The following is a 16555-nucleotide window of genomic DNA, read 5'->3' as shown; positions in this document are numbered from 1 at the left end:
GGTCGACGGCCAGGGCATGCCTGGCCAGCCGGTTGTCTGTTCGCGCCCTACCTTAAGGGAGAGGCGCGTCCAGGTCGAGATTAAATGTTTCGTCGAGTTCAGGCGTTTCTCTTGATGAAAAAGAAAACTGCCTGGCCGTCAACGGTATTGGAGGAAGACGTTGTCACGGCCGAACTGGTCACGCAATGCTTGAATCAAGCCATCGGCCGGGTCAATTCGCCAGGTCTCGCCGAATTGCAGCATGGCCTTGGCGTCATTGCCGGTGTACTCCATGGTCACCGGACAGGCGCCACGGTGGCGTTTGAGCAGATCCCCCAGCCAGCGTAGCTGGTCGCCCTTGAGCGCTTCGGTTTTCACCTTCAAACGCAGGCTTTCAGCCAGGTTGGTGCGCGCGTCCTCCATGCTCATCACCCGCTTGATGCGCAGGCGCAGGCCGCCGGAGAAGTCGTCGTTGCTGACCTCCCCTTCCACCACCACCATGGCGTCGGTCTGCAACAGCGACTGGGCGGAGTGGAACGCGTCGGCAAACAGCGACGCTTCGATCCGGCCCGAGCGGTCGTCGAGGGTGATGAAGCCCATCTTGTCGCCCTTTTTGTTTTTCATCACGCGCAGCGCGATGATCATGCCGGCCACGGTCTGGGTGTCGCGCGCCGGCTTCAGGTCGATGATGCGCTGGCGGGCGAAACGACGGATCTCGCCTTCGTATTCGTCGATCGGGTGACCGGTGAGGTACAGGCCCAGGGTGTCTTTTTCACCCTTGAGGCGTTCCTTGAGGGTCAGATCCTTGGCCTTGCGGTGGTTGGCGTATACATCCGCATCTTCTTCGACGAACAGCCCGCCAAACAGGTCGGCGTGGCCGCTGTCATGGGTGCGGGCGGTCTGCTCGGCGGCCTTGATCGCCTCTTCCATGGCGGTCAGCAGCACCGCACGGTTACGGTCGATATTGGCCTGATACGCCTTGGGCTCATCATGGAAGTAAGGGCCCAGGCGGTCGAGGGCGCCGCTGCGGATCAGGCCGTCCAGGGTGCGCTTGTTGATGCGCTTGAGGTCGACACGCGCGCAGAAATCGAACAGGTCGGTGAACGGCCCATCCTGGCGTGCTTCGGTGATCGCCTCAACCGGGCCTTCGCCCACCCCTTTGATCGCGCCCAGGCCATAGATGATGCGGCCTTCGTCGTTCACCGTGAACTTGAACTCCGAGGCGTTCACGTCCGGCGCGTCGAGGCGCAGCTTCATGGTGCGCACTTCCTCGATCAAGGTCACGACCTTGTCGGTGTTGTGCATATCCGCCGAGAGTACGGCAGCCATGAACGGCGCCGGGTAGTGAGCCTTGAGCCAGGCGGTCTGGTACGACACCAGCCCGTAGGCGGCGGAGTGGGATTTGTTGAAGCCGTAACCGGCGAATTTTTCCACCAGGTCGAAGATGTTACCGGCCAGGTCTGCGTCGATATTGTTGGTCGCGCACCCCTCAATGAAACCGCCGCGCTGCTTGGCCATTTCCTCGGGTTTCTTTTTACCCATGGCGCGACGCAGCATGTCCGCGCCGCCAAGGGTGTAGCCGGCCATGACCTGGGCAATCTGCATCACCTGTTCCTGATACAGGATGATGCCGTAGGTCGGTGCCAATACCGGCTTGAGGCCTTCGTACTGGTAGTCGGAGTGCGGGTAGGCCAGCTCGGCGCGGCCGTGCTTGCGGTTGATAAAGTCATCAACCATGCCCGATTGCAGCGGGCCCGGACGGAACAGGGCTACCAGTGCGATCAGGTCTTCCAGGCAGTCGGGCTTGAGCTTTTTGATCAGCTCCTTCATGCCGCGCGACTCGAGCTGGAACACGGCGGTGGTTTCCGCTTTTTGCAGCAACTGGTAAGTCGGCTTGTCGTCCAGCGGAATAAACGCGATATCCAGCGGTGCTTCGTCGACCTTGGCGCGCTCGCGGTTGATGGTCTTGAGCGCCCAGTCGATGATCGTCAGGGTCCGCAGGCCGAGGAAGTCGAACTTCACCAGGCCGGCCGCCTCTACGTCATCCTTGTCGAACTGGGTTACCAGCCCGTCGCCTTCTTCGTCGCAATAAATAGGCGAAAAGTCAGTGAGCTTCGTAGGCGCGATCACCACACCGCCGGCGTGCTTACCGACGTTACGCACCACACCTTCCAGCTTGCGTGCCATGTCCCAGATTTCGGCGGCTTCTTCATCGACCTTGATGAAGTCGCGCAGGATTTCTTCCTGCTCGTAGGCTTTTTCCAGGGTCATGCCGACTTCGAACGGGATCATCTTCGACAGGCGATCGGCCAGGCCGTAGGACTTGCCCTGCACTCGCGCCACGTCACGGATGACCGCTTTCGCCGCCATGGAACCAAACGTGATGATCTGGCTGACCGCGTTGCGGCCGTACTTTTCGGCCACGTATTCGATTACGCGGTCGCGACCGTCCATGCAGAAGTCGACGTCGAAGTCGGGCATGGAGACCCGTTCCGGGTTCAGGAAGCGTTCGAACAGCAGGTCATATTCCAGCGGGTCGAGGTCGGTGATCTTCTGCACATAAGCCACCAGCGAACCGGCACCCGACCCCCGGCCCGGGCCTACCGGCACGCCGTTGCTTTTGGCCCACTGGATAAAGTCCATTACGATCAGAAAGTAACCGGGGAAACCCATCTGGATGATGATATCCAGCTCGAAATTCAGCCGATCCACATAGACCTGACGCTTGGCCTCGTAGTCCTCGGTGGTGTCCCTGGGCAGCAGCACGCTAAGGCGCTCTTCCAGGCCATCGAACGACACCTTGCGGAAATACTCATCGATGGTCATGCCATCGGGAATCGGGAAGTTGGGCAGGAAGTGCTTGCCCAGCTTCACTTCGATATTGCAGCGCTTGGCGATCTCGACGGAGTTTTCCAGGGCCTCAGGGAGGTCGCTGAACAGCTCGGCCATCTCATCGGCGCTTTTGAGGTATTGCTCTTCGCTGTAGTTTTTCGAGCGGCGCGGGTCGTCAAGGGCGCGGCCTTCACCGATGCACACGCGGGTTTCGTGGGCTTCGAAATCTTCCTTCTTGATAAAGCGTACATCGTTGGTCGCCACCAGCGGCGCGCCCAGCTTGTCGGCCAGGGCCACGGCGGCGTGCAGGTGTTCTTCATCGTTGGGGCGGTTGGTGCGCTGCACTTCCAGGTAGAAGCGATCAGGAAAAACCTGCATCCATTCGCGCGCCAGCACTTCGGCTTCCTGGGGATTGCCGCCCAGCAGCGCGATGCCAATCTCACCCTCTTTAGCCGCCGAGAGCATGATCACGCCCTCGCTGGCCTGCGCCACCCATTCGCGCTCGATGATGATCGAACCGTTGCGCTGCCCGTCGATAAAACCACGGGAAATCAGTTCGGTGAGGTTGCGATAACCCACGCCGTTCATCGCCAGCAGGCTGATGCGGCTCAGCGGGTTATCCGGGTCCTTGTTGGACAGCCACAGGTCGACGCCGCAGATCGGCTTGATCCCGGCGCCCATGGCGTTTTTGTAGAACTTGACCAGGGAACACATGTTGTTCTGATCGGTAACCGCTACTGCGGGCATGTTCATGCCCACCAGCGTCTTGACCAACGGCTTGATGCGTACCAGGCCGTCGACCAGCGAGTATTCAGTGTGCAGGCGCAGGTGAACGAATGAAGCCGGCATAGTGATCCTGTCCAAACATGGAAACAACAAGGCCCGGGATTGTACCGGGCCTTGGCAAAAACATCAGCTTTGGGACTAAACCTCGATCAGGCTCGCGCGCAGCTCATAGGCCTGGCGCACCGGGGCGAACGAGCGTCGATGGATCGGGGTGGGCCCCAGCCGGGCCAGCGCTTCCAGATGAACGGGCGTCGGATAGCCCTTATGACCCCCCATGCCATAGCCGGGATAGATCAACTCGAACGCAGCCATCTCGCGATCACGGCTGACCTTGGCCAGGATCGAGGCCGCCGCAATCGCCGGTACCTTGCTGTCGCCCTTGACCACCGCTTCGGACGGCATCGCCAGTCTGGGGCAACGGTTGCCGTCGATCATCGCCATTTTCGGCGTGATATGCAGGCCTTCCACTGCACGCTGCATGGCGAGCATGGTGGCGTGCAGAATGTTCAACCTGTCGATTTCTTCGACCTCGGCGCGGGCGATATGCCAGCTCAGCGCCTTTTCACAGATCTCGTCGTAGAGCTTTTCACGGCGTGCTTCGGTGAGTTTTTTCGAGTCATTCAGGCCCAGGATCGGCCGGTTCGGGTCGAGAATCACGGCGGCCGTCACGACTGCGCCACACAGCGGGCCGCGCCCTACTTCGTCGACACCGGCCACCAGCTCGTCGGCGTGCGCAACCAGGCTGAAATCCAGGCCCATTTGCTTGCTCATAAGGCCTCCTGTGTATGACCGATCAAGTTCAACACGGCATCGGCCGCCTGGTTCGAGGCATCCCGGCGCAGGGTGCGGTGGATGTCGTCGAAACCACGGGTCTGCTCTTCGCCGCCGTCGATCAAGGGTAGTAGGGTTTGCGCGAGGGCGGCAGGCGTTGCGTCGTCCTGCAACAGCTCCGGCACCAGCAGGCGTTGGGCCAGCAGGTTGGGCAGGGAGATGTAGGGGCTCTTGACCATGCGCTTGAGAATCCAGAACGTCAGCGGCGCCAGGCGATAGGCCACGACCATCGGGCGCTTGTACAGCAAGGCCTCCAGAGTCGCGGTGCCCGAGGCGATGAGCACCGCGTCGCAGGCAGCCAGGGCCAGGTGCGACCGGCCATCGAGCAAGGTCAGCGGCAGGTTGCGCCCGTCGAGCAGCGTCTCGATCTGCGCACGCCGTTGCGGGCTGGCGCAGGGCAGCACGAAGCGAATACCCGGCTTCATGGCCAGCAGGCGCTCGGCGGCGTCAAAAAACAATGCGCCCAGGCGCCCGACTTCGCCACCGCGGCTGCCCGGCATCAGCGCAACCAACGGGCCATCAGGCAATCCCAGCTCGGCACGCGCCGCAGCGCGGTCAGCCTGCAAGGGAATCGCATCGGCCAGCGTATGGCCGACAAACCGTACCGGCACGCCCTGCTCTTGGTAAAACCTGGCCTCGAAGGGCAGCAGGGTGAGCATCAGGTCGCAGCCCTCGCGGATTTTCAGCACGCGCTTCTGCCGCCATGCCCATACGGACGGGCTGACGTAATGCACGGTCTTGATCCCGGCCTGACGCAGCTTGAGCTCGATATTAAGGGTGAAATCCGGCGCGTCGATGCCGATAAAGACGTCGGGCTTTTCTTCGATCAGGGTCTGAATCAGCAGCTTGCGCCGTGCCAGCAGTTCACGCAGACGGCCCAGTACCTCAACCAGTCCCATGACCGACAAGCGTTCCATGGGGAAGTAGGACGTGAGGCCCTCGGCCTGCATGAGAGGCCCACCGACGCCGATGAATTCGACTGCCGGGTGGCGGGCCTTCAGCGCCCGCATCAGGCCTGCGCCCAGAATATCGCCGGAAGCTTCTCCGGCCACCAGCGCGATACGCACAGTGGCCATGATCAGCGGGTGATGCCGCGAGTCGACGCCTGGATCGAGTCACGGAACACCGCGACTTCCGGGAACAGCGTTGCCGGCTCGGTCAATTCAGTCAGCGCCTGTTCAACCGTGAGGCCCTGGCGGTAGACCGTCTTGTAGGCGCGGCGCAAGGCGTGGATGGCGTCATCGCTGAAACCACGGCGGCGCATGCCTTCGAAATTCATGCTGCGGGCTTCGGCCGGGTTGCCGAAGACCGTGACAAATGCCGGTACATCCTTGCCGATGGCGGTGCCCATGCCGGAAAAGCTGTGGGCGCCAATATGGCAATACTGATGCACCAGCGTGAAACCCGACAGGATCGCCCAATCGTCAACGTGCACATGGCCGGCCAACGCGGTGTTGTTGACCAGGATGCAATGGTTGCCGATGACACTGTCGTGTCCGATATGCGCGTACGCCATCACCAGGTTGTGATCACCCAGCGTGGTTTCGGCACGATCCTGCACGGTGCCACGGTGAATGGTCACGCCTTCACGAATGATGTTGTGATCACCGATTACCAGGCGTGTTTCCTCACCCTTGTACTTCATGTCCGGGGTGTCTTCACCTACCGACGAAAACTGGTAGATGCGATTGTGTTTGCCAATACGGGTCGGACCCTTGAGGATCACGTGCGGCCCGATGACAGTACCCTCGCCGATTTCCACACCTGCGCCGACGATCGACCAAGGGCCAACCTCTACGCCTGCGGCCAGAACGGCCGACGGATCGATGATTGCGCGAGGGTCAATCAAACTCATAGTTTGCGTTCCGCACAGATGATTTCGGCGGAGCACACCGCCTTGCCATCCACCGAAGCCTGGCACTCGAACTTCCAGATCTGGCGCTTGCAGCTGATGAACCTGGCTTCCAGGATCAGCTGGTCACCCGGGGTGACCGGGTTGCGAAAACGCAGCTTGTCGGAACCCACGAAATAGTAAAGCGTGCCGTCGGCAGGCTTGAGGTCGAGCATTTTGAAACCAAGGATACCGGCAGCCTGGGCCATCGCTTCGATGATCAACACGCCTGGCATGATGGGATGCGCAGGAAAGTGACCGTTGAAGAACGGCTCGTTGATGCTGACATTCTTGTAGGCACGAATGCGCTTTTCCTCAATGTTCAGGTCCACTACGCGGTCCACCAGCAGGAACGGGTAACGGTGAGGCAGGTATTCGCGAATCTCGTTGATGTCCATCATTTCGGGGGGAAGCCTGTAATAAATTGGGGGCGGGCGGACTAAAGGCACGCCCCGCTGGCAAATCAAGGAGGCAGTCTAGCGGCTGTGCACACTTGATATGGAAATGGTATCAGCCTTGTGATGAAGCATTACCGTCAGGGGTCACGTCCCCAACACGCTTTTCCAGCTGTTTGAGACGTCGAGCCATGTCGTCGATCTGCCGCAAGCGTGCTGCACTCTTGCGCCATTCAGCCGAGGGCTGCATGGCGGTACCGGAAGAATAGGAACCCGGCTCGGTAATCGAGTGGGTGACCATGGTCATGCCGGTGATGAAGACGTTGTCGCAAATATCGATGTGCCCCACCAGCCCGACGCCACCGGCGAGCATGCAATGCTTGCCGATTTTGGTACTGCCGGAAATGCCCACGCATGCCGCCATGGCGGTGTGGTCGCCAATCTGCACGTTGTGAGCGATATGGATCTGGTTGTCGAGCTTCACGCCGTTGCCTATGACCGTATCGGCCAAGGCTCCACGATCGACGGCAGTATTCACGCCGATTTCCACGTCATCGCCGATCAATACGCCGCCGACGTGGGCAACCTTGTGCCAAATACCTTTGGAATTGGCAAAACCAAAACCTTCACCACCGATCACAGCGCCCGACTGCAGAACCACCCGCTCACCGATACGCACGTCGTGGTAAAGGGTCACGCGAGGAGCAAGCCAGCCATCGACACCGATTTCACAACGCGCGCCGATAAAGCAATGAGCGCCGACCGTTACACCCGCGCCAATACGTGCGCCGTTCTCGATCACCGCAAAGGCGCCAATGCTGGCCGAGGGATCAACCTGGGCATCATCGGCGATCACCGCAGACGGATGAATACCAGCGCTGGCCTTGGATTTTGGAGCGAACAGGTGCGACGCCCGGGCAAAAGCCAGGTAAGGGTCAGCCACCACCAGCGCGTCCCCAGTAAACCCTTCGGCATCGACGGCCGTAAGCAACACGGCGCCGGCTTGGCAGTCGACCAGATACTTACGGTATTGGGGCTTCGCCAGGAAGCTCAACTGAGCTGGGCCAGCCTCCTGCAAGGTGGCTAGCCCAGTGATTTCTTTCTCCGGGGAGCCACACAAGGTGGCTCCCAGGAACTCGGCCAACTCGCCGAGCCTGATAGTCGCGGTCATGGCTTACTTCAGCTGGTTCATGCGCTCGATCACCTGACGGGTGATGTCGTATTGAGGTTTGACGTCAATCACGGCGCCGCGCTCGAACACCAGGTCAAAGGCACCTTTCTTGATGACTTCTTCCACAGCGCTGTCCAGTTTCGGCTTGAGCTGCTTGAGCATTTCGCGGTCGGCAACAGCCTTGGCTTCGTTCAGTTCCTTGGACTGGAACTGGTAGTCACGGGCCTTTTGCTTGAATTCAAGCTCCAGGCGCTCGCGCTCGCCCTGCTGCATCTTGTCGCCACCGGCGACCAGACGATCCTGAATGCCCTTGGCGCTGCTTTCCAGAGTCTTGAGCTTGGTCAGTTGCGGACCGAATTTCTTCTCGGCATCCACGGCGTAACGCTTGGCCGCGTCGGATTCGAGCAAGGCCATCTGATAGTTCAGCACGGCGATTTTCATTTCGGCGAAGGCCGGGGTGGTTACCAGCACGGTGGCCAGCAGGACCAATTGAGTCAACTTACGCACGATGTACTCCTACAGAATCCGTTGTCGTTATCTTGGGTCAGACGCTTAGAACGTCTGGCCGAGGGAGAATTGGAAAATCTGGGTTTCAGCGTTATCCGGTTTCTTGATCGGCATGGCCAGAGCAAAGCTCAACGGACCCAGCGCGGTCACCCAAGTCACACCCACACCCACGGAGCTCGCCAGATTGCTGAGGCTCACGTCGTTACACTGGGTATTGGACTTCACGCCGCTCGGGTTGGTGATCTGGTCACACTTGGAATCGAACACGTTACCCACGTCCCAGAAGACCGACGTACGCAGAGACCGCTGGTCTTTCACGAACGGCAGTGGGAACAGGACTTCCGCGCCACCCTGGATCAGCACGTTACCACCGAACGGCAGTGGGTCGTTGTCCGAGTCCACCTGGGTGCCCTGGTTACCGGTAAACGCCTGACCACGGCTCGGCGTACCACGAGGACCCAAGGTACTGTCCTTGAAGCCACGTACCGAGTTGAAACCACCTGCGTAGTAGTTCTCATAGAACGGCAGGCCATTGGTTGAACCGTAACCGTCGCCATAGCCCAGCTCGGTATGCAGGCGCAGGGTGTAGTTATCGGTCAACGGCTGGAACAACTGGCCGCGGTAATCGAGCTTGAAGAACGACAGGTCGCTGCCCGGCGTGGTGACTTCGGCAGTCAGGCTTTGGGAATGGCCACGGGTCGCCAATACACCTTTGTTCAGGGTCGATTCGGACCAGCCGGCAGACGCCTTGAAGTTCAGGAACTTGTCGCCTTCACGACGGGTGAAGTCAAAGATCTCATCCACGGTGTAAACACCTGTCTTGATCTCATCCTGCTGCGCGGTGAGGCCGAAGGTCAGACGCGAGGTCTCACTGATCGGATAACCGATGTTGACGCCAGCACCCAGGCTGTCGATCGCGTAGCTTGCCACGTCGACATCGAGGTCTTTGTAGTCGGTGGTGCGGTAGAAGGCGTTGTAGCCCAGGCTGACACCGTCAGCCGTCCAGTAGGGGTCGGTATAACCGAAGTTATAGCGGCTCTGGTATTCGCTTCGGGTCAGGCCGATGGACACACGGTTACCGGTACCGAGGAAGTTGTTCTGAGTGATCGAGCCACCGAGGATCAGGCCGGCACTCTGTGCAAAGCCGACGCTGGCGGTGATCGAACCCGAAGCTTGCTCCTCAACGGCGTAGTTCACGTCAACCTGGTCGTCCACACCCGGTACGGCCGGGGTCTCGACGTTGACCTCCTTGAAGAAGCCCAGGCGCTCAAGACGGGTCTTGGACTGGTCGATGAGGTAAGTCGACGCCCAGCCACCTTCCATCTGGCGCATTTCGCGGCGCAGCACTTCGTCGGCGGACTTGGTGTTGCCACGGAAGTTGATGCGGTTGACGTAGGCACGCTTGCCGGGATCGACCACGAAGGTGATGTCCACGGTGTGGTCTTCGTCATGGGGAGTCGGCACACCGTTGACGTTGGCGAAGGTGTAGCCTTCGTTGCCCAGACGACGAGTGATCAGCTCGGACGTGGTGGTCATCAGTTTGCGCGAGAACACCTGGTCTTTCTGCACCAGCAAGAGGGACTTGACCTGGTCTTCAGGGACTTTCAGGTCGCCGCTCAGCTTGACGTCACGAACCTTGTACTTCTCACCTTCATTGACGTTGACGGTGATGTACACATGTTTCTTGTCCGGGGTGATGGACACTTGGGTCGAAGCGATATCCATGTTGATATAGCCACGGTCCAGGTAGAAGGAACGCAGCCGTTCCAGGTCACCGGAGAGTTTTTCACGGGCGTACTTGTCATCGTTCTTGAAGAACGACAGCCAGTTGGTGGTCTTGAGCTCGAACAGGCCGACCAGTTCGTCATCATCGAACTTGGTGTTGCCCACCACGTTGATGTGCTGAATGGCGGCCACGGTGCCTTCGTTGATGTTGACCTTGAGGCCCACACGGTTACGCGGCTGCGGCACCACTTCGGTCTCGACCGTGGCCGAGTAACGACCCTGGGCAACGTACTGGCGTTGCAGTTCGTTACGCACACCTTCGAGCGTGGCACGCTGGAAGATCTCGCCCTCGGCCAGGCCCGATTGCTTGAGGCCCTTCATCAGGTCTTCAGTGGAGATCGCCTTGTTGCCTTCGATCTCGATACTGGCGACGGAAGGTCGCTCGACGACGGTGATGACCAGGACGTTACCTTCGCGACCCAGTTGGATGTCTTGAAAGAAACCGGTTTTGAACAGCGCACGAGTGGATTCCACCAGGCGACGATCATCCGCCTGTTCCCCGACGTTCAACGGCAAGGCACCAAAGACGCTACCTGCGGAAACCCGCTGGAGGCCGTTGACGCGAATATCGGAGATAGTGAAGGACTCGGCGTGAACTTCGGCGATCATCAATACGGTGAGAACCGCAGTTAGCAGCAGACGTTTCATGAAGTCCTTTCTTATTCCAACTGGCAATAAACAAACTGCCGCAAAATGCGGCAGATTCGCAATTCAGCGAAGCGTTACAGACGACCCAGATCGTTGACCAGGGCTAACAACATCACCCCGACCACCAAACTGATACCGATCTGTATCCCCCAACCCTGCACCCGATCCGACAAGGGGCGACCACGCACCCACTCGACCAGATAAAACAACAGATGCCCCCCATCCAGTACAGGGATGGGCAACAAATTCAGAACTCCAAGGCTGATACTCAGATAAGCCAGGAAATTCAGGAAATCCGCGACACCCGACTGGGCAGAAGCGCCCGCCACTTTAGCAATGGTTATCGGTCCACTCAAGTTTTTTACCGAGAGCTCGCCGAACAACATTTTCTTGAGGGACTCCAGGGTCAGCACACTCATGGTCCAGGTGCGTTTCGCGCCCTCGCCAATCGCATCCAACGGCCCGAAGCTGACCTCGCGCACCATCGACGGCGGCCACTCCGGGCTTTTCACTCCGGCACCCAGGTAACCCCCGGCCGCCTTGGCTTCGCCACGAACCGACAAGGTCACGGGGACGTCGATTTGCGCGGCATCACGCTCGACTTTCAGCACAATTTTGCTGTCAGGACGTACACGCACCAGATCGACCACTTGCTGCCAGTCATTCAGCGGCTGGCCATCGAGCGCCAGCAGGCGGTCGCCGGTTTTCAGACCTGCGGCCTGGGCCGGGCCTTTCGGATCCAGCTCGGCGAGCACCGGAGGCAACGATGGACGCCACGGCCGGATACCCAGGGATTTGATCGGATCAGGCTCGTCAGCGCCCCTGAGCCAATGGTCCAGCACCAATGCACGCGGGGTTTTGGCGCTGGAATCCTGCTCGCGCACCACCACATTGACGGTGCCGCTCTCACCCAGGCGGCGCACCAGCTGCAAATTGACCGCGCCCCAACCCGTGGTCGGCTCGCCATCAATGGAAACTATCTCTTGCCCCGCCGTCAGACCGGCCTTGGCTGCGATGCTCTGCGCCTCGACCGCGCCAATGACGGGACGCACCTGCTGGCTGCCCAGCATGGCCAATACCCAGAAGAACACCATGGCCAGCAGGAAGTTGGCGATCGGGCCTGCGGCAACAATGGCGATACGCTGACGAACGGTCTTGCGATTGAAGGACTGGTCCAACTGATCAGCCGGCACTTCGCCTTCGCGCTCATCGAGCATCTTGACGTAACCACCCAGCGGGATGGCTGCGATCACGAATTCGGTGCCCTGGCGGTCGTGCCAACGCACCAGCGGCATACCGAAGCCGACGGAAAAGCGCAGCACCTTCACGCCACAACGGCGTGCCACCCAGAAGTGGCCGAATTCGTGGAAGGTAACCAGCACACCCAGAGCAACCAGGGTGCCGACAATCATGTAGAGCGCACTCATCTAATTTCTCCGCATTCCAATCCAGTGCCCGCAGGCTCAAACATGCCCACCGACTAACGCGCGTTGCGGTTCAGCCATTGCTCGGCCAGGGCCCGGGCCTTTGTATCAGCCTCGAACACCGCCGCCAACTCATTCACGGCCACTACCGGCTCAAGGTTCAGGACGTCGTCGATGATACTCGCGATCTGCGGAAAGCGGATGCGCCGTTCGAGAAACGCCGCCACGGCCACTTCATTGGCCGCATTGAGCATCGCCGGGGCGCTATTGCCTGCGTCTGCCGCCTGGCGCGCCAGGCGCAGGCACGGAAAACGCTGCTCGTCCGGCGCTTCGAAGTCCAGGCGGGCAATGGCAAACAAGTCCAGGGGTGCGACCCCCGAATCAATCCGCTCCGGCCACGCCAGGGCATTGGCGATGGGCGTACGCATGTCGGGATTGCCCAACTGCGCCAGCACCGAACCGTCCACATAGTCGACCAGGGAATGAATCACACTTTGCGGGTGGATCACCACCTCGACCTGCTCCGGCCGCGCATCGAACAGCCAGCACGCCTCGATCAGTTCCAGGCCCTTGTTCATCATGCTGGCCGAGTCGACGGAAATCTTGCGGCCCATGGACCAGTTCGGATGGGCGCACGCCTGCTCCGGCGATACATGCTCCAGCTGCGCCAGCGGAGTTTGCCGGAAAGGCCCACCGGAGGCGGTCAGCAGAATCCGACGCACGCCCACCTGATTGAGGCCACGGGCGAAATCACCGGGCATGCACTGGAAAATAGCGTTATGTTCGCTGTCCAGAGGCAGCAGCACGGCGCCGCTCTTGCGCACCGCCTGCATAAAGAGCGCGCCGGACATTACCAGCGCCTCTTTATTGGCCAGCAGAATTTTCTTGCCGGCATCGACTGCAGCCAACGTCGGACGCAGTCCGGCGGCACCGACGATGGCAGCCACCACCGTGTCGACTTCGGCGTCCGCTGACACCTGGCACAACCCCTCCTCGCCCACCAGCACCCGAGTGGCCAGCCCGGCAGCGCGCAGATCATCCTGCAAGCCGCGCGCAGCCGCCGCCTCAGGCACCACGGCAAAGCGCGGCACATGGCGCACGCACAGCGCCAGCAATTCCTTCACGCGCGTGAAGCCCGTAAGGGCGAACACCTGATAGCGCTCAGGATGCCGCGCAATCACATCCAGGGTGCTCAGCCCTATCGAACCCGTAGCACCCAGCACCGTTACCTGTTGCGCACGACTCACGAAGCGATCATCCACAACAGCACGGCAAAGATCGGAATGGCAGCGGTGAGACTGTCGATACGGTCCAGCACGCCGCCGTGGCCCGGCAGCAGGTTGCTGCTGTCCTTGATCCCGGCCTGGCGCTTGAACATGCTTTCGGTGAGGTCACCCACCACCGAAATAAACACCACGATCGCTGTGCCCACCAGACCCAGGAGAATTTCCTTCAGTGACCAGTCGCGCACAATCCCGACTACCAGCGTGATCAGCAGCGTCAACGCGAGCCCGCCGTACACGCCCTCCCAGCTTTTACCGGGACTGACGGCCGGAGCGAGCTTGCGCTTGCCGAAGGCACGGCCGGAAAAGTACGCGCCAATGTCCGCCCCCCAGACCAGCACCATCACCGCCAGGATCAATTGGTTACCAATCGGGAAACGCTTGATCTCCACCAGTCCTTGCCAGGCCGGCAGCAGAATCAGCAGGCCGATCACCAATTTGCAGGCCACGCTGGACCAGTGGCCGCTGGTGCGCGGATAAGTCAGCACGAGGAATGTCGCCATCGCCCACCACAGCACCGCCGCACCCAACACCCAGGGCGCGATGTCCGGCAGGATGTACATCAGGAACAGCAGCACCGCCACCACCGCGGCGTAGACCACACGTGGCAGTTGGCTGGTGAAGCCCGCCAGACGCGCCCATTCCCAGGCACCCAGCGTCACGACCAGACCGATAAACAGTGCAAAGCCGGAACCGTCGAGCAGGAAAAACCCGCACAGCGCGATAGGCAGCAGGATGAGTGCCGTGATGATTCGTTGTTTAAGCATTTAAACCCGGGCTCCAGCTTCGATCTGCTCGCTCGTTTTACCGAAGCGACGCTGACGGGAAGCGAAATCAGCCAGCGCATTGCGCATGGCATCGTGTTTGAAGTCCGGCCAGAACAGGTCGGAGAAATACAGCTCGGTATAAGCCAGCTGCCACAACAGGAAATTGCTGATGCGGTGCTCGCCACCGGTGCGAATGCACAAGTCCGGCAACGGCAGATCGCCGGTCACCAGGCAGGTCTGCAACAGTTCGGGCGAGATGTCTTCCGGTTGCAAGTGACCGGCCTGCACTTCTCTGGCCAGTCGCTGCGCAGCCTGGGCGATATCCCACTGACCGCCATAGTTGGCGGCGATCTGCAGCACAAAACGGTCGGCGCCGGCAGTAATCGCCTCGGCTTCGCGCATGGCGGTCTGCAGTTCAGGATGAAAGCGCGAGCGGTCGCCAATAATACGCAGGCTGATCTTGTTGTCATTGAGGCGCTTGGCTTCGCGACGCAGAGCCTTGAAGAACAGGTCCATCAAGGCACTGACTTCGTCGGCCGGGCGCTGCCAGTTCTCACTGGAGAAGGCAAACAGCGTGAGCACCTCGACCTTGGCCTCGGCACACACCTCAATCACTGCCCGTACCGCGTCGACACCCGCTTTATGCCCGGCAACACCCGGCATAAAGCGCTTCTTCGCCCAGCGATTATTCCCATCCATGATGATCGCGACATGGCGCGGCACCACGGAGGGCACAGTCTGCTTGGTCTTTTCCATGAAGGCGTCCTGACCCCTTATACGGCCATCAGGTCCTTTTCTTTCTCGTCGGTAGCCTTGGTGATCTGCGCCTCGGCATCCTTGGTCAGCTTGTCGATATCGGCGACGGCACGACGTTCTTCGTCTTCGCTGATTTCCTTGTCCTTGACCAGCTTCTTCAGGTCACCCAGGGCATCGCGACGGATGTTACGCACGGCAACGCGCGCATCTTCTGCCGCGCTACGCGCCTGCTTGGTGAAGCCCTTGCGGGTCTCTTCGGTCAGCGCCGGCATGGAGATCAGCAGCAACTCGCCCAGGTTGGTCGGGTTGAGGTTCAGGCCGGCGCTCTGGATGGCCTTGTCGACGGCGCCGAGCATATTGCGCTCAAACGCCACGACCTGCAGGGTGCGCGAGTCCTTTACGGTGATGTTGGCCACCTGAGTGATGGAGGTGTCTGCGCCGTAGTACGGCACCATCACGCTGCCCAGAATGCTTGGGTGAGCCTTGCCTGTACGAATCTGACCAAATGCATGGTTCAGGGAGTCCAGGGATTTCTGCATACGCTCTTGAGCGTCTTTCTTGATTTCGTTGATCATTGTTGGCCTTCCTCGATCAGAGTCCCTTCCGCGCCGCCGTGTACGATGTTCAGCAGGGCGCCGGGCTTGTTCATGTTAAATACGCGCAGCGGCATTTTGTGGTCGCGGCACAGGCAAATAGCCGTCAGGTCCATCACGCCCAGCTTGCGATCCAGCACTTCATCGTAGGTCAGATGATCGAACTTCTCGGCATGCGGGTCTTTGAATGGGTCTGCGGTGTACACACCGTCCACCTTGGTGGCCTTGAGCACCACGTCGGCATCGATTTCGATGGCACGCAGGCACGCCGCCGAATCGGTGGTGAAGAACGGGTTACCGGTGCCGGCGGCAAAGATCACCACCTCTTTGGAATTGAGATGGCGCATGGCTTTGCGGCGATCATAGTGATCGGTCACGCCCACCATGGAAATAGCCGACATCACGATGGCCGAGATATTGGCTCGCTCCAGCGCGTCACGCATGGCCAGGGCGTTCATCACAGTGGCCAGCATGCCCATGTGGTCACCGGTCACACGGTCCATGCCGGCCGCACTCAGCGCGGCACCGCGAAACAGGTTGCCGCCGCCGATCACGAGGCCGACCTGCACACCAATGCCAACCAACTGGCCGACTTCCAGCGCCATGCGGTCGAGCACTTTGGGATCGATCCCGAACTCTTCCGAGCCCATCAGGGCCTCGCCGCTGAGCTTGAGTAGAATGCGTTTATAGCGAGCCTGATAACCACTGCCCTGCTGAGCCATTGCGAATCTCTCCTGCGGCGTATTTTTTAAAAATTCTTGGCGAGCCGTTTACGGCTTGCGTTCACTCTAGCTGGACGCTGTCACAGCGCCATCGGAACACGGCTTTGTAAGCCAGTTCCGAAGGGAAGCCAAATTAAATCGGCCTGCCCATTTGAAAAGAGGCTGCGCGCGTGAGCGGGCAGCCT

The 16555-nt window shown here is 60.2% G+C and carries 14 protein-coding genes; all 14 read right to left on the bottom strand.

Annotation, left to right across the window (positions count from 1 at the left end; all coding sequences use genetic code 11):
* Window positions 1-138: 138 nt before the first annotated feature.
* The 14 genes from dnaE to pyrH all read right to left on the bottom strand — a co-directional run bounded on the left by dnaE (window position 139) and on the right by pyrH (window position 16370).
* On the bottom strand, window positions 139-3660 hold the full coding sequence (dnaE, locus tag RHM60_RS22715) for a DNA polymerase III subunit alpha (RefSeq protein WP_209989559.1): 3522 nt from the start codon (window positions 3658-3660) through the stop codon (window positions 139-141).
* Between the two features lie 75 nt (window positions 3661-3735).
* Window positions 3736-4368: a ribonuclease HII gene (rnhB, locus tag RHM60_RS22710; protein WP_209989555.1), complete on the bottom strand. Its 633-nt coding sequence runs from the start codon at window positions 4366-4368 to the stop codon at window positions 3736-3738.
* Window positions 4365-5504 carry a lipid-A-disaccharide synthase gene (lpxB, locus tag RHM60_RS22705; RefSeq protein ID WP_322212851.1) on the bottom strand — a complete coding sequence of 380 codons (1140 nt, stop codon included), beginning with the start codon at window positions 5502-5504 and terminating at the stop codon, window positions 4365-4367. The genes rnhB and lpxB overlap by 4 nt, the downstream gene beginning before the upstream one ends.
* Before the next feature lie 2 nt (window positions 5505-5506).
* Window positions 5507-6283: an acyl-ACP--UDP-N-acetylglucosamine O-acyltransferase gene (gene lpxA / locus RHM60_RS22700; RefSeq protein ID WP_209989550.1), complete on the bottom strand. Its 777-nt coding sequence runs from the start codon at window positions 6281-6283 to the stop codon at window positions 5507-5509.
* On the bottom strand, window positions 6280-6720 hold the full coding sequence (gene fabZ, locus RHM60_RS22695) for a 3-hydroxyacyl-ACP dehydratase FabZ (RefSeq protein WP_057007789.1): 441 nt from the start codon (window positions 6718-6720) through the stop codon (window positions 6280-6282). The genes lpxA and fabZ overlap by 4 nt, the downstream gene beginning before the upstream one ends.
* A 109-nt stretch (window positions 6721-6829) precedes the next feature.
* Window positions 6830-7885: a UDP-3-O-(3-hydroxymyristoyl)glucosamine N-acyltransferase gene (lpxD, locus tag RHM60_RS22690; RefSeq protein ID WP_322212850.1), complete on the bottom strand. Its 1056-nt coding sequence runs from the start codon at window positions 7883-7885 to the stop codon at window positions 6830-6832.
* Between the two features lie 3 nt (window positions 7886-7888).
* Window positions 7889-8392 carry an OmpH family outer membrane protein gene (locus RHM60_RS22685; RefSeq protein ID WP_003189173.1) on the bottom strand — a complete coding sequence of 168 codons (504 nt, stop codon included), beginning with the start codon at window positions 8390-8392 and terminating at the stop codon, window positions 7889-7891.
* Between the two features lie 45 nt (window positions 8393-8437).
* Window positions 8438-10825 (bottom strand): outer membrane protein assembly factor BamA, encoded by a 2388-nt coding sequence (gene bamA, locus RHM60_RS22680; RefSeq protein WP_209989542.1) that lies wholly within the window; start codon window positions 10823-10825, stop codon window positions 8438-8440.
* A gap of 74 nt (window positions 10826-10899) precedes the next feature.
* Window positions 10900-12252: a sigma E protease regulator RseP gene (rseP, locus tag RHM60_RS22675; protein ID WP_322212848.1), complete on the bottom strand. Its 1353-nt coding sequence runs from the start codon at window positions 12250-12252 to the stop codon at window positions 10900-10902.
* A gap of 53 nt (window positions 12253-12305) precedes the next feature.
* Window positions 12306-13496, bottom strand: a complete 1191-nt coding sequence (ispC, locus tag RHM60_RS22670; RefSeq protein ID WP_231421988.1) for a 1-deoxy-D-xylulose-5-phosphate reductoisomerase — start codon at window positions 13494-13496, stop codon at window positions 12306-12308.
* Window positions 13493-14299, bottom strand: a complete 807-nt coding sequence (locus RHM60_RS22665; RefSeq protein WP_209989534.1) for a phosphatidate cytidylyltransferase — start codon at window positions 14297-14299, stop codon at window positions 13493-13495. Before RHM60_RS22665 ends, ispC begins: the two co-directional genes overlap by 4 nt.
* The gene (gene uppS / locus RHM60_RS22660) at window positions 14300-15055 is read right to left on the bottom strand and encodes a polyprenyl diphosphate synthase (RefSeq protein ID WP_209989532.1); all 756 of its coding nucleotides are present in this window, start codon (window positions 15053-15055) and stop codon (window positions 14300-14302) included.
* A gap of 17 nt (window positions 15056-15072) precedes the next feature.
* Entirely contained in the window at window positions 15073-15630 is a 558-nt protein-coding gene (gene frr, locus RHM60_RS22655) for a ribosome recycling factor (protein ID WP_003231233.1), read from the bottom strand.
* Complete coding sequence (gene pyrH / locus RHM60_RS22650) at window positions 15627-16370, bottom strand: UMP kinase (RefSeq protein WP_003189161.1); 744 nt, start codon at window positions 16368-16370, stop codon at window positions 15627-15629. The genes frr and pyrH overlap by 4 nt, the downstream gene beginning before the upstream one ends.
* Window positions 16371-16555: the final 185 nt, after the last annotated feature.

The organism is Pseudomonas sp. MH9.3 (assembly GCF_034354675.1).
GTDB lineage: Bacteria > Pseudomonadota > Gammaproteobacteria > Pseudomonadales > Pseudomonadaceae > Aquipseudomonas.
This window is presented reverse-complemented; position numbering and strand designations above follow the sequence as displayed.